At 66.7% G+C, this 20,715-nt stretch carries 20 protein-coding genes; 15 read left to right on the top strand and 5 right to left on the bottom strand.

All coding sequences use genetic code 11. From position 1 onward, the window contains the following. Positions 1 to 68: 68 nt before the first annotated feature. On the top strand, positions 69 to 1,076 hold the full coding sequence (locus M3C25_RS07605; RefSeq protein ID WP_259796245.1) for a tyrosine recombinase XerC: 1,008 nt from the start codon (positions 69 to 71) through the stop codon (positions 1,074 to 1,076). Between the two features lie 15 nt (positions 1,077 to 1,091). On the opposite strand, the gene M3C25_RS07600 is transcribed toward M3C25_RS07605, so the two are convergent. After that, on the bottom strand, positions 1,092 to 1,760 hold the full coding sequence (locus tag M3C25_RS07600) for an NAD(P)H-binding protein (RefSeq protein ID WP_259855627.1): 669 nt from the start codon (positions 1,758 to 1,760) through the stop codon (positions 1,092 to 1,094). Between the two features lie 71 nt (positions 1,761 to 1,831). After that, positions 1,832 to 2,905: a D-alanyl-D-alanine carboxypeptidase family protein gene (locus M3C25_RS07595; RefSeq protein ID WP_259855626.1), complete on the bottom strand. Its 1,074-nt coding sequence runs from the start codon at positions 2,903 to 2,905 to the stop codon at positions 1,832 to 1,834. A gap of 398 nt (positions 2,906 to 3,303) precedes the next feature. Between M3C25_RS07595 and rpsB the strand changes: the two genes are divergently transcribed. From rpsB to M3C25_RS07565, 6 genes are all read left to right on the top strand, one after another. Next, positions 3,304 to 4,197: a 30S ribosomal protein S2 gene (gene rpsB, locus M3C25_RS07590; RefSeq protein ID WP_259796249.1), complete on the top strand. Its 894-nt coding sequence runs from the start codon at positions 3,304 to 3,306 to the stop codon at positions 4,195 to 4,197. A 51-nt stretch (positions 4,198 to 4,248) separates the two neighbouring features. Beyond that, complete coding sequence (gene tsf, locus M3C25_RS07585) at positions 4,249 to 5,076, top strand: translation elongation factor Ts (RefSeq protein ID WP_102162586.1); 828 nt, start codon at positions 4,249 to 4,251, stop codon at positions 5,074 to 5,076. A gap of 197 nt (positions 5,077 to 5,273) precedes the next feature. Beyond that, positions 5,274 to 6,035 carry a UMP kinase gene (pyrH, locus tag M3C25_RS07580; protein ID WP_102162587.1) on the top strand — a complete coding sequence of 254 codons (762 nt, stop codon included), beginning with the start codon at positions 5,274 to 5,276 and terminating at the stop codon, positions 6,033 to 6,035. A 115-nt stretch (positions 6,036 to 6,150) separates the two neighbouring features. Next, positions 6,151 to 6,705 carry a ribosome recycling factor gene (frr, locus tag M3C25_RS07575; RefSeq protein WP_165882563.1) on the top strand — a complete coding sequence of 185 codons (555 nt, stop codon included), beginning with the start codon at positions 6,151 to 6,153 and terminating at the stop codon, positions 6,703 to 6,705. A gap of 8 nt (positions 6,706 to 6,713) precedes the next feature. Beyond that, positions 6,714 to 7,958 (top strand): phosphatidate cytidylyltransferase, encoded by a 1,245-nt coding sequence (locus tag M3C25_RS07570; RefSeq protein ID WP_259855625.1) that lies wholly within the window; start codon positions 6,714 to 6,716, stop codon positions 7,956 to 7,958. Continuing rightward, positions 7,955 to 9,334, top strand: a complete 1,380-nt coding sequence (locus M3C25_RS07565; RefSeq protein ID WP_259855624.1) for an FAD-binding oxidoreductase — start codon at positions 7,955 to 7,957, stop codon at positions 9,332 to 9,334. Before M3C25_RS07570 ends, M3C25_RS07565 begins: the two co-directional genes overlap by 4 nt. Here the strand turns inward: M3C25_RS07565 and M3C25_RS07560 are convergent. Both M3C25_RS07560 and M3C25_RS07555 read right to left on the bottom strand, forming a co-directional pair. Further along, positions 9,318 to 9,542: a hypothetical protein gene (locus M3C25_RS07560; protein WP_165882566.1), complete on the bottom strand. Its 225-nt coding sequence runs from the start codon at positions 9,540 to 9,542 to the stop codon at positions 9,318 to 9,320. The two genes, M3C25_RS07565 and M3C25_RS07560, sit on opposite strands and share 17 nt — an antisense overlap. Next, a complete protein-coding gene (locus tag M3C25_RS07555) occupies positions 9,539 to 9,784 on the bottom strand; it encodes a hypothetical protein (RefSeq protein WP_259855623.1) in 246 nt (81 codons plus the stop codon). The genes M3C25_RS07560 and M3C25_RS07555 overlap by 4 nt, the downstream gene beginning before the upstream one ends. 135 nt (positions 9,785 to 9,919) lie before the next feature. Here M3C25_RS07555 and rlmN point away from each other — a divergent pair, with 135 nt between their 5' ends. The 4 genes from rlmN to M3C25_RS07535 all read left to right on the top strand — a co-directional run bounded on the left by rlmN (position 9,920) and on the right by M3C25_RS07535 (position 13,819). Next, the gene (rlmN, locus tag M3C25_RS07550) at positions 9,920 to 11,269 is read left to right on the top strand and encodes a 23S rRNA (adenine(2503)-C(2))-methyltransferase RlmN (RefSeq protein WP_259855622.1); all 1,350 of its coding nucleotides are present in this window, start codon (positions 9,920 to 9,922) and stop codon (positions 11,267 to 11,269) included. Between the two features lie 44 nt (positions 11,270 to 11,313). Next, positions 11,314 to 11,871, top strand: a complete 558-nt coding sequence (locus tag M3C25_RS07545) for a DivIVA domain-containing protein (protein WP_257995173.1) — start codon at positions 11,314 to 11,316, stop codon at positions 11,869 to 11,871. Further along, complete coding sequence (locus M3C25_RS07540) at positions 11,861 to 12,538, top strand: hypothetical protein (protein ID WP_259855621.1); 678 nt, start codon at positions 11,861 to 11,863, stop codon at positions 12,536 to 12,538. Before M3C25_RS07545 ends, M3C25_RS07540 begins: the two co-directional genes overlap by 11 nt. A gap of 105 nt (positions 12,539 to 12,643) precedes the next feature. Further along, on the top strand, positions 12,644 to 13,819 hold the full coding sequence (locus M3C25_RS07535) for a hypothetical protein (RefSeq protein WP_259855619.1): 1,176 nt from the start codon (positions 12,644 to 12,646) through the stop codon (positions 13,817 to 13,819). Positions 13,820 to 13,989: 170 nt separating this feature from the next. Here M3C25_RS07535 and M3C25_RS07530 read toward each other — a convergent pair whose 3' ends face one another. Further along, the gene (locus M3C25_RS07530) at positions 13,990 to 15,195 is read right to left on the bottom strand and encodes an acyl-CoA dehydrogenase family protein (protein WP_102162596.1); all 1,206 of its coding nucleotides are present in this window, start codon (positions 15,193 to 15,195) and stop codon (positions 13,990 to 13,992) included. An 81-nt stretch (positions 15,196 to 15,276) separates the two neighbouring features. On the opposite strand from M3C25_RS07530, the gene dxr reads away from it, so the two are divergent. From dxr to M3C25_RS07510, 4 genes are all read left to right on the top strand, one after another. After that, positions 15,277 to 16,515 (top strand): 1-deoxy-D-xylulose-5-phosphate reductoisomerase, encoded by a 1,239-nt coding sequence (dxr, locus tag M3C25_RS07525; RefSeq protein ID WP_259855618.1) that lies wholly within the window; start codon positions 15,277 to 15,279, stop codon positions 16,513 to 16,515. Further along, the gene (locus tag M3C25_RS07520; protein ID WP_259855617.1) at positions 16,512 to 17,990 is read left to right on the top strand and encodes a M50 family metallopeptidase; all 1,479 of its coding nucleotides are present in this window, start codon (positions 16,512 to 16,514) and stop codon (positions 17,988 to 17,990) included. Before dxr ends, M3C25_RS07520 begins: the two co-directional genes overlap by 4 nt. A gap of 137 nt (positions 17,991 to 18,127) precedes the next feature. Then, positions 18,128 to 19,432 (top strand): type III PLP-dependent enzyme domain-containing protein, encoded by a 1,305-nt coding sequence (locus tag M3C25_RS07515; RefSeq protein WP_259855616.1) that lies wholly within the window; start codon positions 18,128 to 18,130, stop codon positions 19,430 to 19,432. 138 nt (positions 19,433 to 19,570) lie between these two features. Continuing rightward, on the top strand, positions 19,571 to 20,584 hold the full coding sequence (locus M3C25_RS07510; RefSeq protein ID WP_170273435.1) for a TAXI family TRAP transporter solute-binding subunit: 1,014 nt from the start codon (positions 19,571 to 19,573) through the stop codon (positions 20,582 to 20,584). Positions 20,585 to 20,715: the final 131 nt, after the last annotated feature.

Below are 20,715 nucleotides of genomic sequence, written 5' to 3'. Positions count from 1 at the left end.
TGAGTTAGCTGCACGCTGCCGGTGCGCCATCGGCCAGCCCAGTAGCTTCCCTGGCTACACTGAGAAGCATGTCGACTTCCCCCGACACCGCGGCACAGCTGCCCGGAGAGTACGCTGAAGCGCTCGCCGCCTTCGCCGAAGAGCTGCGTGTGCACCGAAACGCGTCTGAGCACACCGTGCGCAATTACCTCAGCGATGTGCGCACCTTGCTGACCTTCCTCACCGACGACGATGGACACCTGCCGTTGGACGCCATTGAGCTGGGCAACTTGCGCCAATGGCTGCTCGCTCAGTCGCGCACTGGAGCTGCGCCGGCGACCACTGCGCGGCGGATCGCAGCGGTGCGCGCCTTCTGCGCGTTCTGCACCCGCCACCAGCTCATGCGATCCAATCCCGCGCTGCGCTTGGCAAGCCCCCGCAAGGCCTCGCGGCTGCCGGCAGTCCTGCAGCAGCGCCACCTCGATGCCGTCATGCAGCACACTGAAACCGAACCCAGTGAGGTGACTGCTCGCACTGATCCCGAGAAAACCGGTGAGACCGAACGCTCCCCGAAGGACGAAGCGCTGCGGCTGCGCGATGCCGCACTGCTCGAACTGCTCTACGCCACCGGCGCACGCGTCTCAGAGATCGCGGCGCTGCACACGACGAGCATCGACACGGATCGCAGGCTCGTCACCGTCATGGGCAAGGGCAGCAAGGAACGCCGCGTGCCCTTCGGCCTGCCTGCCCAGCGTGCACTGCGGGCGTGGCTGCAGCGCGGCCGGCCAGTGTTGGAGAACGACAGGACCGCTCGTGATGCTACAGCACTCTTCCTCGGTGCCCGCGGCGGGCGCATCGATGTCCGCCAGATCCGCTCAGTCGTCCACGCAGCGACTGCCGGCCTGCCGGACTCACCGGAGCTCTCACCGCATGGGCTGCGGCACTCGGCGGCCACCCACATGATCGAAAACGGTGCTGACCTGCGCGAGGTGCAGGAGTTCCTCGGGCATGCCTCACTGAGCTCGACGCAGATCTACACCCACGTCTCCCTCGGACGGCTGGCCGAAAGCTACCGGCAGGCGCACCCCCGCGCCTGAACCGGCAGCAGCTTGTCAGGAGCCCAGCGTGGCCTTGAGGCTTTCGTGCATCGGGGTCTCACCGTCAATGATGTCGAACTCCCGGCCGATGGTGCGGCCGTCATCGAGGATCATCGCGATGAACTCCGCGACATCCTCACGCCGTGTCGTGGCCCCACGTTCGGTCCCGGTGGCGATGTCGAGGCAGCCGGTGCCAGGCTCATCGAGCAGCCGGCCCGGCTTGACGATCGTCCAGTCCAGGCCGCTGGCGCGCAGAGCATTGTCAGCCTCGCGCTTGGCATCCCAATAGGCGGCGAAGACCTCTTCGGTGCCCTTCGGCGTCGGACCGCCGGCGCCGATGAACGAGATCTGCACGAACCGGTCGATGCCTGCCGCGGCGGCTGCCTGCATCGCCGCGATCGAGGCGGCCAGGTCGACGGTGTACTTGCGGAAGATGCCAGAACCGCCACCGGCTCCGGCGGCGAAGATGACGGCATCGGCATTGCCGAACGCCTCCACCAGCTCAGCCTGCGAGGCCTTCTCCAGGTCGCAGACAACCGGCACAGCGCCGAGCTCTTCAAGTTCAGCAGCGTGATCCGGGTTGCGGATGATCGAGCGGACTTCCATATCCGGGGTGACAATTTCAGTGAGGTGACGGGCGATCTTTCCGTGGCCGCCGACGACGGCGATGCTGTGAATGCTCATGCCAGCCACAACGACACACACCAGGCAGCTATTCCAGTTCTGACACGTCAGGGCAGTGGGTGGCAGCGACCCTACTGCCGTCCCTTGTACTCCCAATGCCACGCTTCCGGCAGCGACCCGGACTGCCGGGCCCAGCTCGGGTGCACCCAGCCGAAGCGCGGGGCGTTGGAGCGCATCCACTCATGCTGCACAGTCCCGAATCGGTTGATCCCACCACCGAGGTCGACTGCCAGGCCCCAGCCGTGATTCGACTTGCCGGGCGTGGCGGCCATCCGGCCCTTGCGCCTTTTGAGGATCACCTGTGTCTGATAGTCCCGGTACGAGTCCGTCACCGAAATCGGCTGGCCGAAGCGCTGCCGGTAGGCATCGCTGAGCTCATCGAACGACCGCGCCGCGTCACAGCGCAGCCGATGCCCAGCGGCACGATCCAGCGGGCACAGCGCAACGGCTGGGATCCGGCCGTTTGAATGCCCTCCCCACGCACCAGCATCCGAGGTGCCGTCATCACCGGAGGCCTCCGGCATCTCCTCAGGGGCCTGCGCCTCAGGCAGCAGGATCGAGAAGTCCTGCGAGAAGAACGCAGCCGGATTCAGATAGTCCTTCGGCTTGCCGCTCGCCCACACCCCAACGTGCACGCACCCGTCATCACAATGACTCGGATCAGCAACTGTGCCGACCGGATGACCAGCCCACACCTCATCACCGGCTGTCAGATCCGTCTCGACCGGTTCGAACGACACGATGTGCCGACCGACATCCAGACTGAGCACCGGACGCCCGGCCACACTGCCAGCGAAGTGCACCGTTCCTGACCGCGGGGCGCGGATCGACTCACCCGGCAGCACCGCGACATCGATGCCGCGGTGGCCTGACTGCCAGTTCTGCTTCGGCTTGTCGAAGGCACGCACCACTTCAAACCCGGGCACCGGAGTCACCCAGTCACCGGAATCGGCTGCAGCTTCCGCCGCCTGTGCCGCCGCCGGGGCGATGATGACCACGGGCCGGCCGAACCTGTCAGGATCACCGGCCTGCTCTGCCGGCAGCCCGGCCGGCACGGCCACAACCCCGGCGAGGATCCCGCACACGGCGATCCACCCCAGCTGCTGCAGTCTGGCCCTGATCCCGGTGCTCTCACGTCCACTCATGCCCTCCACACTCATGCCGCGCACACACCCAGCCCACACCTCGGGCACGGCTGTGGAGGACGCCTCGCCATCCCCAGCATTCCTGGCACACACGCCGGGACCATCCACACACCTCGGGCCCGGTGAGGGCAGGGGCGGCAGGTTTGGTCGCTGGCGGGGAAGATCGTAGACTACATATAGCAGAACTGTGTGCTCTTCAGCCCCGCGCCCGCGCGAGACTGATCAGGTGCAGATCTGACTACGCGCATCCGAGTACCCGCAGCGGGCCACCGGTGCAGATCCCATCCTCCGCGACACCGCACACACGTGTGCGGTGGCGTGCGGCTGAGCTGGGACTGTCGGCCCGACACGGCGGATGCCAGGCATCAACCGAATGACAATGAAAGGAGTGCGCCGGCATGGCCGTCGTCACTATTCGCCAGCTGCTTGACAGCGGCGTCCACTTTGGACACCAGACCCGTCGTTGGAACCCGAAGATGAAGCGCTTCATCTTCACCGAGCGCAACGGTATCTACATCATCGACCTGCAGCAGACGCTGGGCTACATCGACACCGCCTTCGAATTCATCAAGGAGACGGTCGCTCACGGTGGCTCGATCATGTTCGTCGGCACCAAGAAGCAGGCCCAGGAAGCCATCGAAGAGCAGGCCAAGCGCGTCGGCCAGCCGTACGTCAACCAGCGTTGGCTCGGCGGCATGCTGACGAACTTCCAGACCATCTCCGGTCGTCTGCGCCGCCTCAAGGAGCTTGAGGAGATCGACTTCGACGACGTCGCAGGCTCGATGTACACCAAGAAGGAACTCCTCATCCTGCGCCGCGAGAAGGACAAGCTCGAGAAGACCCTCGGCGGCATCCGCGACATGCAGCGCACCCCGTCGGCCGTCTGGATCGTCGACACCAAGAAGGAGCACCTGGCCGTCGACGAGGCGAAGAAGCTGGGCATCCCGGTCATCGCCATCCTCGACACCAACTGCGACCCCGACGAAGTCGACTACCCGATCCCGGGCAACGACGACTCGATCCGCTCGGTCGCTCTGCTCACCCGCATCGTCGCCGACGCTGTGGCAGAGGGCCTCATCAAGCGCCACTCCTCGGACGAGGGCGGCGAGAAGAACGTCTCGGCCGTCTCCGTCGAGCCGATGCCGGAGTGGGAGCGCGAGCTCCTCGAGGGCAAGGGCGAGGCCAAGGCTGAGGACACCGAGGCCAAGGCCGAGGCGACTGCTGAGGCCCCGGCCGAGCAGCAGACCGAAGAGACCGCTGAGGCCGGCTCCACCGAGTCGACCGAAGCCTGAGCCGCATCCGCTCGTCTGACCCAGACCACCACGTCTCAACAAGGAGATCGCATGGCAAACTACACTGCCGCTGACATCAAGGCGCTGCGCGACCGCACCGGCGCCGGCATGATGGCTGTCAAGAAGGCTCTCGACGAAGCACAGGGAGATCAGGCCAAGGCCATTGAGATCCTGCGCGTCAAGGGACTGAAGTCCGCTTCGAAGCGCGAGGACCGCTCGACCTCTGACGGTCTCGTCGCCACCCACGTCGAGAACGGCGTCGGCACGATGATCGAGCTCAACTCGGAGACCGACTTCGTCGCCAAGTCCGACAAGTTCGGTCAGCTCGCCGACGAGGTCCTCAAGCTGGCAGTCGAGGCCAAGGCCGACAGCGCCGAGGCGCTGCTGGACTCCGAGGCCGACGGCAAGAAGGTCTCGGAATTCATCGCCGAGCAGGGCGCTGTCCTCGGTGAGAAGGTCGTGTTGCGTCGCGTCGGCCGTGTCGAAGGCAGCAAGGTCGACTCGTACCTGCACCGCACCAACCCGGACCTGCCCCCGCAGGTCGGCGTTCTCTTCGCCTACGAAGGCGATGACGACGAGGCAGCCCACGATGTCGCCGTGCACATCGCCGCGATGACCCCGACCTACTTCTCGCGTGAGGACGTCCCCGCCGACGTCGTCGAGAAGGAGCGCAGCATCGCACTGGAGACCTCGAAGAACGAGGGCAAGCCCGAGCAGGCGATCCCGAAGATCGTCGAGGGCCGCGTTAACGCGTTCTTCAAGGACAACTGCCTGCTCGATCAGCCCTTCGCCAAGGAGCCGAAGAAGAGCGTGCAGACCATCCTCGATGAGGCCAAGGTCAAGCCGCTGGGCTTCCAGCGCTTCCGCGTCGGCAGCTGAGCGACGCATTGATCGTTGACTGAAGGCGGCAGTCCCCACGTGGGGCTGCCGCCTTCGGCATGTCCGCACCCCGTGCCCGAGGTGGTGGTGACCTGCCGTGCCGCAGGTGGAACCGGGGGCGTGCGGACAGGTTAGACTGATCGGTGGTGTGCCCTCAGAAAGGGCCGCCAGCCTGCCGCCTGACAAGGAAGAGAGCGATGTCGGAGTCTCCAGTCCATTCCTCCAAGCACGACCAGATCTCCCCGGTGCGCACCGATCGCCGGCGCATCCTGCTGAAGCTCTCCGGTGAGGTGTTCGGCGGCGGCACCGTCGGCGTCGACCCCGACGTCGTGGCAGCGGTGGCCAAGGAGATCGCCACCTGTGTGCCGGAGGTCGAGATCAGCATCGTCGTCGGCGGCGGCAACTTCTTCCGCGGCGCTGAGCTCTCCCAGCGCGGCATGGACCGCACGCGCGCCGACTACATGGGCATGCTCGGCACCGTCATGAACTGCCTGGCCCTGCAGGACTTCCTCGAACAGCAGGGAGTCGACACCCGCGTGCAGTCGGCGATCCCGATGACGCAGGTCGCAGAGACCTACATTCCGCGCCGGGCGATGCGCCACATGGAGAAGGGTCGGGTAGTCATCTTCGGCGCCGGCGCCGGACTGCCGTTCTTCTCCACCGACACGGTCGCCGCCCAGCGCGCCCTGGAGATCCGCGCCGATGAGGTCCTCATCGCCAAGAAGGGCGTCGACGGCGTCTACACCGCCGACCCGAAGACCGACCCGACTGCTGAGCGGATCGACTCGATCACCTACCAGGAGGCGCTGCAGCGCGGCCTCAAGGTCGTCGACGCCACCGCCTTCAGCCTGTGCATGGACAACGCCCTGCCGATGCGGGTGTTCGGCATGCAGGGCGAGCACAACCTGCGCCGCGCGATCGCCGGTGAGCCGATCGGCACCACCGTGCGCGGCGCCTGAGCCGCCAGGCCCCCTGTCACCCCCGCCTGCCGTGCTGGTGGAGGCGGAGACAATAGAATAGACCTGAGGGACGACCAGCAGTTCCGCAACCGACCGAAGAAAAGAGTGCACCGCGATGCAAGCAACTCTCGCCGAAGCCGCAGAGAAGATGGACAAGACGATCGAGGCGACGAAGGACGACTTCGCCTCGGTGCGCACCGGACGCGCGAACCCCGCACTGTTCGCCCACATCGAAGTCGAGTACTACGGCACCCCGACCCCGCTGCAGCAGCTGGCGTCCTTCCAGGTGCCCGAGGCCCGCACTCTGCTCATCACCCCCTATGACCGCACCGCCCTCGGCAACATCGAGACCGCGCTGCGCAACTCCGACATCGGCGCCAACCCGGCCAACGACGGCAACGTCATCCGCGTGGTGCTCCCGGAGCTGACCGAGGATCGCCGCAAAGAATACGTCAAGATCGTCAAGGGCTACGCCGAACAGGGCCGCGTGTCGATCCGCAACATCCGCCGCACCGCCAAGGACGCCATCGAGAAGATGCAGAAGGACGGCGACGTCGGTGAGGACGAAGCCAAGCGCGCCACCGGTGAGCTCGACGAGCTGACGAAGAAGAAGGTCGACTCCATCGACCGCCTCCTGGCAGCCAAGGAAGAAGAGCTGCTCGAAGTCTGATCCCAGCGATGGCCCAGCAACCAGTCGACGGCGAGAAGTGGGAACTCTCCACCCAGGAGTTCCCGCGTCGTCGTGATGCCATAAGAGCCGAGCGGGAAGCCGCCCGGACCGGGCAGCTGCCGGTCATCCAGCCGGCGCCCACACCGCCGGCTCAGCGGACGGGCAGCACCGCCGCCGGGGCCGAAGCGCAACGGCAGGCGACTGAAGCGCAGCGGCAGGCTGCTGATGACGCGCAGCGCGCTGAGGAACAGTCCCAGGCGACCGAGACCCAGCCGCACGCAGTGGTCGGCTCCCCGCCGGCCTCGGCCTACGGACACGGGCTCGTCACCCCGACCCCGGAGGCGGAGAAGGCCGCCGAGGCCACCAGCGCAGATACCGCGACGGCAACCGACAATGCCCCGGGATCGGCCACCGCCGCCGAACCGGAGAAGAAGGACTACGGGCGCGCCGGGCGCAATCTGCCGGCGGCCATCGCTGTCGGCGCGGTGCTCGGCGGGGGAGTGCTGGCCTCGCTGCTGTTCTACCCGCCGTCCTTCGTCGTCATCGTGCTCATCGGCGTCATCGTGGCGATGTGGGAGCTGGCCAACGCGCTCTCACGCTCCGGCTCCGTCGTCGCCCGCGTACCGACCGTCACCGCCGCAGGCCTCATGATCCTGGCGACCTACCTGGCCGGCCGTGAGGCCCTGTGGGTGGCCTTCACCGTCGGGGCCGGAGCGATCCTGCTCTTCACACTCCTCGAACGCCGCCCCAATCCGGTCAAGGACGTCTGCTTAAGCCTCTTCGCACTCACCTATGTGGGGCTCATGGCCTCCTCGGTCGTCTTCATCCTCACCCAGCCGGACGGCAACCTGCTCGTCATCCTCTTCCTCGCCCTCGTCATCGCCAGCGACATCGGCGGCTACACCTTCGGCGTGCTGTGGGACAAACACCCGATCGCCCCGAAGATCAGCCCGAAGAAGTCCTGGGAGGGTTACGCCGGCTCCGCCGTGTTCTCCACCGCCGTGGGCATCTGCATGGCGCTGTGGGCCTTCGACGCCCCAATCTGGACCGGCGTCGTCCTCGGCACGATCATCCCGGCATTCGCCACCCTTGGTGACTTCTCCGAATCCATGATCAAACGCGACCTCGACCTCAAGGACATGGGCACCCTGCTGCCCGGCCACGGGGGAGTGATGGACCGCCTCGACTCGATACTCCCGACCGCCCCGGTCGCCCTCGTCCTGTTCACCTTCCTGCCTGGATTCATCACATGAGCCTTCTTGCCTCCCTGTCTCAGGTCCTGCCGGCCGAGACGATCATCACCGATGCCGACATCATGGCCTCCTACCTGCACGACGAGGCCGAATGGGCGCCCTACGGCCAAGCCCTGGCGATTGTGCGCCCGCGCGAAACCGCCGAAGTGGTCGCCGCTGTGCGCTGGGCGATCGAGCATTCGGTCGCCGTTGTGGCCCGCGGGGCCGGCACCGGGCTGTCCGGCGGGGCGAACGCGCTGGAGGGATGCCTGGTCATCAGCTTCGACGCGATGAACCAGATCCTCGACGTCGACCCGGTCGAACGCACCGCCCGGGTGCAGCCCGGCGTCGTCAACAATGACCTGCGCACCCGGGTGGCAGAAGACGGCCTGTGGTACCCGCCGGACCCGGCGAGTGCCCCCTGGTCGACGATCGGCGGCAACGTCGCCACCAACGCCGGCGGACTGTGCTGCGTCAAATACGGCGTCACGAGCGAATACGTCCTCAACCTCGAAGTCGTCACCGGCACCGGCAAGCTCGTGCGCGTCGGCAAGACGACAGCGAAGAACGCCGCCGGCTATGACCTGCGCGGCCTCATCATCGGCGCTGAGGGCACACTCGGCATCGTCACCGAGATCACCGTGCGTCTGCTGCCGCTGCCGCAGGACTCCCGGGCGATCGTCGGCTACTTCGACAGCCTCGTTGACGCCGGCCAAGCCGTCGCCAACGTCACGGCTGCCGGCATCATCCCCTCCGCGCTCGAACTCGTCGACTCCTACTGCCTCAAAGCAGTTGATGAGTGGAAGAACATGGGTCTTTCGGCCGAAGCCGAGGTGCTGCTGCTGGCTGCCACCGACGTTCCCGGTGCTGCCGGGCAGGCCGAAGCGGAGGGCATCGTCGCCGCCTTCGAATCCGCTGGCGCCACCTTTGCTGCCATCAGCGAGGACGCTGAGGAAGCCGATGCGTTCTTTGCCGCCCGCAGGCTCGCCTATCCTGCTCTTGAACGGCTCGGCCCGGTGCTGACCGAAGACGTCTGTGTGACCCGCTCGAAGGTGCCCGAGGTGCTCGGCAAGATCCAGGAGATCGGCCGCAAGCACGACACGGTGCTCGCCCAGATCGCCCACGCCGGCGACGGCAACCTGCACCCGCTGCTCGTCACCCCGATCGGCGACGACGCCGCCCGCGAACGCGCGCAGGCGGCATTCGAGGAGATCATCACTGTCGCCTTGGAAGCCGGCGGCACCGTCTCCGGTGAGCACGGCATCGGGCTGCTGAAGAAGCCGGGCCTGTCCCGGGAGCTGAGCGACGACGTCCTCGACATGCACCGGGCGATCAAGTCCGCGCTCGACCCGCACGGCATCATGAACCCCGGCAAGGTCTTCAGCCTCGAGGCGTAAGCAGACGGTCCTCAATCAGCGGCGGAGCGATCGGCGTCCCGCGGCGCCGGCGAGCACCCTGGAGCGTCTCGGCGAAGAGCCAGAGGCCGACAACGATCTGCACGACGGAGAGCACGCGATTCCACGCAGCACCGTCGATGAACAGGTAGATGCCGACGGCGACCACGAGCAGGCAGGCGACCAGCCGGAACTTCTCATGACCGGTCACCGCAGATCGTCTCCGACCGGTTCACGCGAGGTTCGGCTCGCGGAGTCAGCAGCGGGATCGGCCGCTTCGTCCCGGCGCCGCCTGCGGATGCCGTGGATGAGGTCGATGAGGAGGATGATGCCGGCGATGACCGCCACCGCGCAGACGAGCGGAAGCCATCCATCGGTCCTGAACACCAGATAGGCACTGGCGCCGATGACAACGAGCGCAGCGACGAACCGGACGATCTCGTTGCCCGTCATGGGGATCACAGCTTTCGTGTGGGGGACTTCCATCGTGCCAGATGAGATCGCCTGCCACCAGCATCTGAGGGTTCTTCGCTAGGAGAGTGCCGCTCTCACACATCGCCCAGCCTGCACATGCGATACTGGGAGGACATGACTGAGAAGACCTCCTCCACACCGACCAACAGGCCGCCCCGCCGACAGGTGCGGCCCATCGTCGAGCACGCAGACGGCACCACCTCGCGCACCCCGACGCGTGACGGCCGGCCGCTGCTGAACTTCAAGTCCCCGCGCGTCACCCAGCCGCCGACCCACCTGGCCGATATGTCGATGGACGAGCGCATCGCCGCCGTCACCGAGATGGGACTGCCAGCGTTTCGCGCCAAGCAGCTCTCGACCCACTACTTCGTCCACCACACCACCGACCCCGAGGCGATGACCGACCTGCCGAAGGACCGGCGCGCCGAACTGGCCGAGAGGTTCTTCCCACCGCTTTTGACCGAGGTGCGCCGGCTGCGCACCTCCAACGGCGACACCATCAAATTCCTGTGGCGGCTCTTCGACGGCGCCCTCGTCGAATCCGTGCTCATGCGCTACCGCAACCGCATCACCCTGTGCGTGTCCTCGCAGTGCGGCTGCGGCATGAACTGCCCGTTCTGCGCCACCGGCCAGCAGGGCCTGACGAGGAACATGTCGACAGCTGAGATCGTCGAGCAGGTCATCCGCGCCAACCAGGTCATCGCCGCTGGCGAACTGGCCGACGACACCTCGGCTGACACCGACATGCTCGGCAACCCAGCCGCCGCCGTCGGCTCCGAAGCCGACGAAGACCAAGGCGAGGCCCCAGCCCAGGCGAGCGAACATGCTGAGGGCACCACCGCCTCGGGCGCGGGGCAGGCCGAACGCGTGACCAACATCGTCTTCATGGGCATGGGCGAGCCGCTGGCCAACTACAAGCGCGTCATGAACGCCGTGCGCCGCTTCGTCGACCCGGCCCCGGCCGGCCTGGGCATGGGCGCACGCCGCATCACCGTCTCGACAGTCGGGCTGGTGCCCGGAATCAGCAAGCTTGCCGCCGAGGACATCCCGGTCACCTTCGCACTCAGCCTCCACGCCCCCGACGACGGCCTGCGCGATGAGATGATCCCGGTCAACACCCGCTGGAAGGTCGACGAGGCCATCGACGCGGCTTACAACTACTACCGAGCCACCGGCCGGCGCGTGAGCATCGAATACGCGCTCATCAAGGACATGAACGACCACGCCTGGCGCGCCGAACTGCTGGGCAAGAAGCTCAACGCACGCGGCCGCGGCTGGGTGCACGTCAACCCGATCCCGCTCAACCCGACCCCCGGTTCGGTGTGGACGGCATCCGAGCCCGAGGTGGCAGCTGAGTTCGTGCGCCGCCTCCAGGACGCCGGGATCCCCACGACGATCCGCGACACCCGAGGTCAGGATATCGACGGGGCGTGCGGCCAGCTTGCCACGGCCGAAGAGGACTGAGCGCTACACTTTAAGCACCGCACAGCATTCACAAGGAGAGCGACGTGGAGACGAACTTCCCCAGGATGTCGGGTTGGAAGAACGGATACGACCCCGCACAGGTCGACAGCTTCTTCAAGCGGGCCCGCGAATCCTTCGAATCCGACACGCCGCAGCCCGGCGATCTCGACGCGCGTGCGGTGCGCACCGTCGGCTTCGACCTGGTGCGCAACGGCTACCACGTCGGCGTCGTCGACGCCGCCCTCGACCGTCTCGAAGACGCCTTCGCCAAGCGCAGCCGCGACCGGCTCATCTCCAGCTCCGGTGAGGACGCCTGGGTCAAGGAGCTCACCCGTGCCGCCAGCTCGCTGCGCGGACGCCTCGCCCGCGAATACGGCGAACGGTTCAACCACCCGGAGAAGGGCCAGATCGGCTATGACGTCGAAGAGGTCGACGATCTGTGCGACCGCATCAACGGCTACTTCACCCAGGGCAAGCCGATGAGTGTTGACGAAGTCCGTCGCGTGCTCTTCCGCACCCGCAAGGGCAACCGCGCCTACGACGAGGACCAGGTCGATGCGTTCATCGACCGGGTCGTCGAGGTCATGGCCAGTGTCGACTGATCAGCTGCACTGGTTCCGCAAGCCGGGCACGAACTCACCGAAGGACAAGGGTACTTTCAACCCCGTCTTCGAGCTGCTCGACTACCCGATCGTCACCGGGCGGGCTGACGAGATCTTCTTCGCCGACGCCGAGGTGTCGCTGACGTACGAGGACGCCCTCGACCGGGTGGCGAAGTTCGCCGGCATCCTGCGCGCGGTCCACGAACCGGCCCCGCCGTTCCTCGTCATCGACGACGGGCTGCGCCCGGTCACCCTCATCCTCGCGATGCTCGCTGCGCTGCGGCTGGGCAGCTGCGTGGTCCTCGGATCCAAGAGCCTGAAGCCGGGGGAGAAGAAGACAGCCCCCGTGCTCCGCCCGGCCGAAGGCGCGCATGCGGAAGCCGGCGAGCACGCCAGCAGAAACGGCGACGCCGCCGCTCAGACTGCCGCGAAGGCCGGCATGCACACAGAGACCCGCAAGATCTGGTCGCACTTCGAAGGCACCGAGCTGCTCGCCGACGGACCGGAGAGCAAACCGCTCGACGCCGGGGCGCTCATGAAGGAATCGGCGTTCAAGCATGCCGCGGCCGCAGAGATCGGACCCGGCCGCGAAGTCCTGCGCCTCGACGGGGTGAGCCTGAGTGCTGCCGAGAGTCTCAACGCTGTGGAGATGTTCCTCAGCCGCTGAGCGATCTGAGCCAGCCAGACAGCCCGTGGAAAGGCCGCGATCGGCTCTGTGCCGCCGATCACAGACGTCCGAAACGGCCTTGATCCCGGTGTTACCGTAAGCCTCATGGCGATCGACAGACGGAAGCTGGCGCGGCGGGCGCGCCGCTATTGGGCGATCGTCATCGTCATCTGCACGTACTTCGGCTTCCACTCCTTCATGCTCACCGGCCTGGCCGTCATGGCCCCGAACCTCGGGCTGGCCTCGTTAACGGTGACGATCTACATGGGCCTGGGCATCCTGCTCGACTCACCGGCCGCCTCGGCGATCGAGCGCTACGGACTGCGGCGGGTCATCGGCACCTCCGGCATCCTCATCCTGCTCATCACCATCGGGCTGCTCATCGCCGGCTCCGGCTGGTGGATCGTCATCTTCGGAACCCTCTACGCCTGCTGCTCCAGCCTCATCTACATCCCCGCCCTCGCGCACTACGCCTCGATGCTCGGGGAACGGCAGGCCGACGGCCAGCGCATCAACGTCTTCATCCAGCGCGGCGGCGCACTGGCAGCAGGCCTGTTCATCACCTGGGCCCTGGCAGCTGAGCAGCCCCGCGTGCTGTTCGTCATCGTCGCCACCACCGGGCTCGGAATCCTCGTCGCCGCCTGGTGGCTGCCCGGGCCCAGCCGCGACCGGCACGTCACCCAGCGGGTGCCGCTGCTGCGCACCATCGTCTATTCGGTCGCAGCGATCGGCCGGTCATCAGTCATGGCCCGCGGGGCACTGTCGGCCTCAGCACTGCCGGTCATCTTCGTCACGACGAGCTCGATCTTCCCGCTCGCCCTGCCGGAGTTCGGCGCTGCGATCGGTGTCGGACTCGTCATGCGCGAACTCATTGCCATGGCCACAGCGACCGCTTTCGGTCACGGCTCGATGCGCCGAACCAACCGCGAGTTCGCGGCTGCGGTGCTGCTCGCCCTGATCGGAATCTCCGGGGCACTGTGGATCGAGCAGAACTGGGCCGTCATCACCGGCATCATCCTCACGGGCCCACTCATCAGCACCGCGATCGTCACGTCATCGCTCAACACCCGCATGGCAAGCCTGAGTGCAGCGCACCCGTGGGCCTGCTTCGCCGGTATGGGCATCGCATCACGGACCAGCGGCCTGCTCGTCCCGCTTGTGCTCAGCGCGGCACTGTCAACCAGCCGGCAGGCGCTGGAGGTCGTGCTCGTCATCGTGCTCATGCTCATCGCTTGCGGCATGCTCATCGGTCGGCAGCGTCAGGACGGGCTGCCGGGCTGAGACCTACCGAGCGCATTGTTGAAGACCGCCTCTGAATTCCCGAGATCGCTGCCCAGAATCCGGCACGCATTGGAGGTGCTCCTGTGAGCTCGTCGGCGAATCCGAGGGCGAACGGCAACGGCCCCTGTGACTTGCGCAGAGTCACCGGGGCCGTGATGTCGGTCGGCCGATTAGCCCTCGTAGTTGGCGAAGGCGTTGATGCCGGTCATCGCGCGGCCGAGGGTCAGCTGGTGCACCTCGTGGGTGCCCTCGTAGGTGAGGACGGTCTCGAGGTTGATGGCGTGGCGCAGCGGAGAGTACTCACTCGTGATGCCCGAACCGCCGAAGGTGGCGCGCAGGTCGCGGGCGATGTTCATCGCGGTGTCGACGTTGACCATCTTGCCCAGGGAGATCTGCTCCGGGCGCACACCGACGGTGTCCTTGAGCTTGCCGAGGTGGGCGGCCAGCAGGGTGATCGACGAGTACTGGCCGAAGGCCTTCGCCAGCTTCTGCTGTGTGATCTGGAACGACGACAGCGGACGGTTGAACTGGATGCGAGTGCCGGTGTACTCCAGTGCGGAGAGGAGCGAGTCACGGGCAGCACCGGTGACGCCGAAGACGATGCCGTACCGGGCCTCGGACAGGCAGGACAGCGGTCCCTTGAGCCCCTTGGCCTTCGGCAGCATCGCCGATTCCGGCAGACGGACGTTGTCGAGCACGATCTCACCGGTGATCGAGGCGCGCAGCGACAGCTTGCGCTTGACCTCGGGCACCTCGACACCGGGGGTGTCGGTGGGGACGACGAAGCCGCGGACAACTGGGCGGCCCTTCTCGTCCTCTTCTTCGGTCTTGGCCCACACGACGCAGACATCGGAGACCGGGGAGTTGGTGATCCACATCTTCGCGCCGTTGAGGATCCAATCGGAGCCGTCCTTGGTCGCGCGGGTCTTCATGCCAGCCGGGTCCGAACCGACATCCGGTTCGGTCAGGCCGAAGCAGCCGAGCTTCTTGCCGGCGGCCATCTGCGGCAGCCATTCTTCCTTCTGCTCCTCGGAGCCCCAGTTGTGGATGGCGAACATCGCCAGCGATCCCTGCACGCTCACCAGCGAACGCAGACCCGAATCGATGGCTTCGAGCTCACGGCATGCCAGGCCGTACTGGGTGGCGGTCGCTCCGCCGCAACCGTATCCTTCCAGATGCATGCCGAGCACGCCGAGCTCACCGAGCTGCTCTGCCAGCTCACGAGCCGGGATCGTGCCTTCGAGGTACCAGTCGCCGATCTTCTCCCGGACATTCTCGTCCAGCCACTTGCGGACGATGCCCGCCCATTCGAGGTCTTCCTTCTCGAAGACCGAATCGATCGCCAGAATCTCGTCAGGGGTCATGGTTTTGCTCATCGTCGAGTTCCTCTCCTCGTGGGGCAGCAGTGAGCGCACGTGTCATCGCGTTCTAAGAAATCAATGAGATGATCTGTCACCGTGAAGGTACGTAACGTCATTGTACTGGGGGCCACTGGCTCGGTTGGCACCCAGGCTCTCGAAGTCATCGCCGCCAACCCCGCCAGATTCGCCGTCACCGGCATCGGAGCGGGGTCGAATATCGACACCGCAGTCGACCAGGCGATCCGCGCCGGGGCCCGCGCACTGGCCATCGCCACCCCGCCTGCCGGGGGAGAAGCCCAGGTCAGGCAGCTGCTGGAGGAACGCGCCGTCCAGCTCGGCGCGCAGGTGGCAGTCGAGACGATCTTCACCGGTCCCGAGGCGTCGGCCCGGTTGGCAGCCGAACCCGCCGACGTCGTGCTCAACGCTGTCACCGGTGCCGCCGGTCTGACCTCGACGCTGGCAGCCCTCGAATCAGGCACCGATGTCGCGCTGGCGAACAAGGAGTCCCTCATCATCGGCGGTGAGCTCGTGCTGCGCACCGCTGAGGAGAACGCAGCCCAGCTCATCCCCGTCGACAGCGAGCATTCGGCGATCGCCCAGGCGCTGCGCGCCGGCCGCCGCGAGGAGGTCTCCCGGCTCATCATCACCGCCTCCGGAGGTCCCTTCCGCGGCATGAGCGCAGACGAGCTGGCAGCCGTCACCCCCGAACAAGCGCTGGCCCACCCGACGTGGAACATGGGCACCGTCATCACGACGAACTCCGCGACCCTGGTGAACAAGGGCCTGGAGGTCATCGAAGCGCATCTGCTCTTCGGCATCGACTACGACCGCATCACCGCCGTCGTCCACCCGCAGAGCCGCATCCACTCGATGGTCGAGTTCGTCGACGGCTCGACGATCGCCCAGGTCTCCCGACCTGACATGAAGCTGCCGATCGCCTACGCCCTCGGCACCGATCGCGACGGCACCACCACCCGCATCGCAGGTGCCACCGCACCCGAACCCTTCGACGCCGCGAGCTCCTGGACCTTCGAGCCGGTCGATGACGCGAACTTCCCGGCCCTCGGTCTGGCGATCCGGGCCGGCAGGGCCGGCGGGACCGCACCAGCGGTATACAACGCCGCCAACGAAGAGCTCGTCGCCGCCTTCCACGCAAGCACGATCACCTTCCCGCAGATCTCCGAGGGCATCGCCGCAGCCCTCGACCAGCACCTCGGGAACGGGGGAGAGGCCACCGAGCTGACCCTGGAGACCGTGCTGGCAGCAGACCGCAGTGCCCGCGAGTTCATCGCCGGCTGGCTTGAGCCGGCTGCCGCGGAGGGGGCCCGCGCATGACCAGTCTGCTCTACGCCCTGGGCATCGTCCTCATCCTCATCGGGGTCTCCATCTCGATCGCCTTGCACGAACTCGGCCACCTCATCCCGGCCAAGAAGTTCGGCGTCAAAGTCACCCACTACATGGTCGGCTTCGGCCCGACCCTGTTTTCCCGCCGCCGCGGGGAGACCGAATACGGCATCAAGGCGCTCCCACTCGGCGGGTTCATCGCGATGCCGGGCATGTACCCGCCCAAGCACGCCACCCACGCCACCGTCGACCAGTCGCACGGGGCCACCGACGCCTCGGGCATCGTCACCGAAGCCGTCGAAGGCCACGAGGACAGGGAGCTGGCCGGAGTCGGTGCGAGCGCCGAAGCTGCAGGCGGGTCCACAGAGATCCCGACGGAGTCCCGGAAGCCGCGGATGTTCGAGCGCACCATGGACGACGCCCGCGAATACTCCAACCAGTTCATCGAGCCCGGCGAGGAGCACCGCACTTTCTACGCCCTCTCGGTGCCAAAGCGGCTCGTCGTCATGTTCGGCGGCCCGCTGGTCAACCTGCTGCTGGGCATCCTGATCCTCGGGATCATGCTGCTCGGCGTTGGTGTTCCGACCCTGAACACCACCGTGGCCACCGTCTCCGAATGCGCGGTTCCGGCCACCGAAATGGCCAAACGCGCACCAGCCGACCAGAATCGCTGCCTGCCCGGCGACCAGCCGACCCCTGCAGCCGAGGTCGGCATCGCGCCGGGCAACACGATCATCTCCATCGACGGCAAGCCGATGCACTCCTGGAACGACATCACCCGCGAAGTCCGCGGCCTGGCCGGCAAAGAGGTCGACATCGTCGTCGAGGACGGCGGAGCGCAGAAGACCATCCCGACGACGATCATCGCCGCCGAGCGCCCCGTCTACGAGAAAGGCGAGCTCACACGCGACGGCAACGGCGAGCTCGTCACCGAGACCGTCGGCTTCCTCGGCGTCGGCCCGGACAAGGAGTACACGCCGATCCCGCTGAGCGAGTTCCCCGGCCAGATCGGCCAGGCCCTCGGCCGGACCTTTACAGCACTGGCGACGCTGCCGGTCAAGCTCGTCGACATCGTCCAGGTTGCCACGACGAACAAGGAGCGCGACCCTGAGGGCATCATGGGCATGGTCGGCGTCGGCCGGGTTGCCGGTGAGATCGTCTCGACCGACCAGATCGACGTCGCCGGCAAAGTTGTTACCGGCCTCGGGCTGCTCGGCTCGCTCAACCTGTTCCTCTTCGCCTTCAACATGATCCCGCTCCTGCCGCTCGACGGCGGGCACATCGCCGTCGCCCTGTACGAAGGCGCCCGACGGCGGATCAACCTCGCCCGCGGTCGCGGGATCATCGGGCCCTTCGACACCGCCCGGCTGCTGCCGCTGACCTACGTCGTCGTCGGGCTGATGCTGTGCATGACCGTGCTGCTCGTCTACGTCGACATCGTCAAACCCGTCGTCCTGTTCCAGTAGCGACGGCAATCGTTAGAGAACTGTAGCCACCGGAAATCCTGAACCGCAGCTGAGCGCTGTGTGAGAGGTTACGATGATTCCACCAGCGGCCGGTCACCGGCCGCCGGGACCACCACCTCCGACGTACAGGGAGCCCAGTGCACCACGCTCAGCGGCGCGCAACCGCGATGTCCGACGCCTTGGCCCGGGAGATGCTCCCGGCCGACTACCCGATCATCGGCATGGTCGACCTCGACACCCTCGATGAGCTGTTCCGCGCCGCCGAGGCGGCCTTCGACTCCCCATCACCGGTCACCCACGCAGTCGCTGCGAAGGCCGTGACCCTCGTGCCGATGATGCGCCACCTCGCCGAGCTCGGCGCCGGCTGCGAGGTCGCCAGCCCCGGTGAGCTCAGGATGGCGCAGCTGGCCGGGTTCACCCCCGACCGGATCGTCTTCGACTCCCCGGCCAAAACTCGCCACGACATCGACACCGCCGTAGACCTCGGCGTGGCGATGAACCTCGACAACTTCACCGAACTCTCCCGCATCGACGAGCATTTGGCCGCCGCGACCCCCAAGGGCCGGATCGGCGTGCGCATCAACCCGCAGCTGGGCGCCGGCAAGATCGAGGAGATGTCGACCGCGACCCCGACGTCGAAGTTCGGCATCCCGCTGCGCGACGAGGGATCCCGGCAGGCGATCATCGACGCCTACGCCGCCCGCCCGTGGCTCAACCAGATCCACGTGCACTCCGGCTCCCAGGGCATGGCCCTGTCCTCGATGGCCGCCGGTGTGCGCGCCGTCGTCGACCTCGTCGCCGACATCCACGCAACGATCGGCCACCAGCAGATCACGCACATCGACATCGGCGGCGGGTTGCCGGTCAACTTCGACTCCGACGCCCACACCCCGAGCTTCGCCGACTACCGAGCCGCGCTCGAGGCGGAGGTCCCCGAGCTCTTCGACGGCACCTACGGCATCATCACCGAGTTCGGCCGCTCCCTGCTGGCCAAGTCGGGCACGATGCTCACCCGCGTCGAATCGACCAAGGTCGTCGGCGGCCGGCCGATCGCCGTCTGCCACGCCGGCGCGCAGGTTGCTGCCCGCACGATCTTCATGCCCAATGCCTGGCCGCTGCGCGTCAGCGTCCTCGACCCGACAGGCGAGGAGCGCGAAGACGACGTCTGCGTCCAGGACGTTGCAGGGCCCTGCTGCTTCTCCGGCGACATCATCGCCCACCAGCGTGCGCTGCCGCTCATCCGCGAAGGCGATGTCATCGCCATCCACGACGTCGGCGCGTATTACTTTTCCAACTCATTTTCCTACAACGCCTTGCCACGGCCTGCCGTCTACGGATACAGAGAGAAGGACGGCGCAGTGGCCTGGGTCACCCTCAGGCGACAGCAGACCATCGACGAGGTGGTCGCTGAGGCAGGAGGCGACGTTGACTCCAGCTGGTAGCAGCCGGTCCGGCAGCCACTGGCATCCGGCGGTCGCAGCACAGGGCTGCACCGCCGCCTGACAGCTCATGCGGCCCACCAGCCGCAGCGGTAACCACCGCAGGTGAGAAACGGAAACCACAAAAGGAGCGAACCCGGTATGAAGATCGGACTCGTAGGACGCGCGGCGGCAATCATGTCCGCTGCAGCACTTGTACTGAGCGCATGCGGCGGCGGCACCGGAGGCGGTGGCGGCAATGGCGGCGGCGAACCGGCAGAGGACTTCACGCAGGACCTCACCTTCGCCACCGGCGGCACTGCAGGCGTGTACTACCCGCTGGGAAATGAGTACTCCCGCATCTTCCAGAACGAAGTCGACGGCCTCACGGTCAACGCTGTGGAGACCGACGGCTCGGTGGACAACCTCGGCCGCATCGCCAAGGGCGAAGCCCAGCTGGCGTTCACCCAGAACAACACCGCCCACGATGCTGTGAGCGGCTCCGGTGAGTTCGAAGAGCTTGGACAGCCGCTGGAGAACATCGGCTGGATCGGCCAGCTGTACCCCGAGGCTGCACAGGTCATCACGCTGGAGGACAGCGGCTTCGAGTCGATCGAAGACCTCAAGGGCAAGAAGATCGCCGTCGGCGCCCCCGGTTCGGGCACCGCGGCTGTTGCCAAGCTCATCCTCGATGCCTACGGCTTCGAAGACGGCGACTACGAGCCCTTCGAGGAGAGCTTCGCCGATGCCCGCTCGAAGCTCCAGGACGGCAACATCGACGCTTCGATCGAGATCCTCGGCGTCCCGGCGGCATCGCTGTCGGAGCTGGCAGCCAACGCTGATGTCAAGCTGCTGCCGCTGGACAAGGACAAGGCCGACCAGATCGCCGGCGAATCGCAGTACGAAAGCTACGTCATCCCGGGCGGCTCGTATGACTTCGCCCCTGACGACGTGCAGACCGTGACGGTGTTCGCCACGATCGTCGCCTCGACCAACCAGGTCAGCGAAGAGGACGCCTACGGCATCACGAAGGCGATCTACGAGAAGGCCGGAGACATCTCCCTGGCGCAGGGCAAGCTCATCAAGACTGAAGACGCTCTGCTCGGCCGCGGTGATGTGGAACTGCACCCGGGTGCTAAGAAGTACTTCGACGAACAGGGCATCAGCACCGAATGATGATCGGGCCCGGTCGGCCTACGCCGGCCGGTGATCATCGCCTAGCTCAACTGAGGCCCTGTGAGGTGTGCGCAGGCCCCCCCCCCCCGGCCCCCCCCCCGACCGCTGGGGCCAGCGCATCGTCCTCATCG

Source organism: Brevibacterium luteolum (assembly GCF_025147615.1).
GTDB lineage: Bacteria > Actinomycetota > Actinomycetes > Actinomycetales > Brevibacteriaceae > Brevibacterium > Brevibacterium luteolum.
Note: the sequence above shows the minus strand (reverse complement) of the source record. Positions and strands in the feature narration are given on the sequence as shown.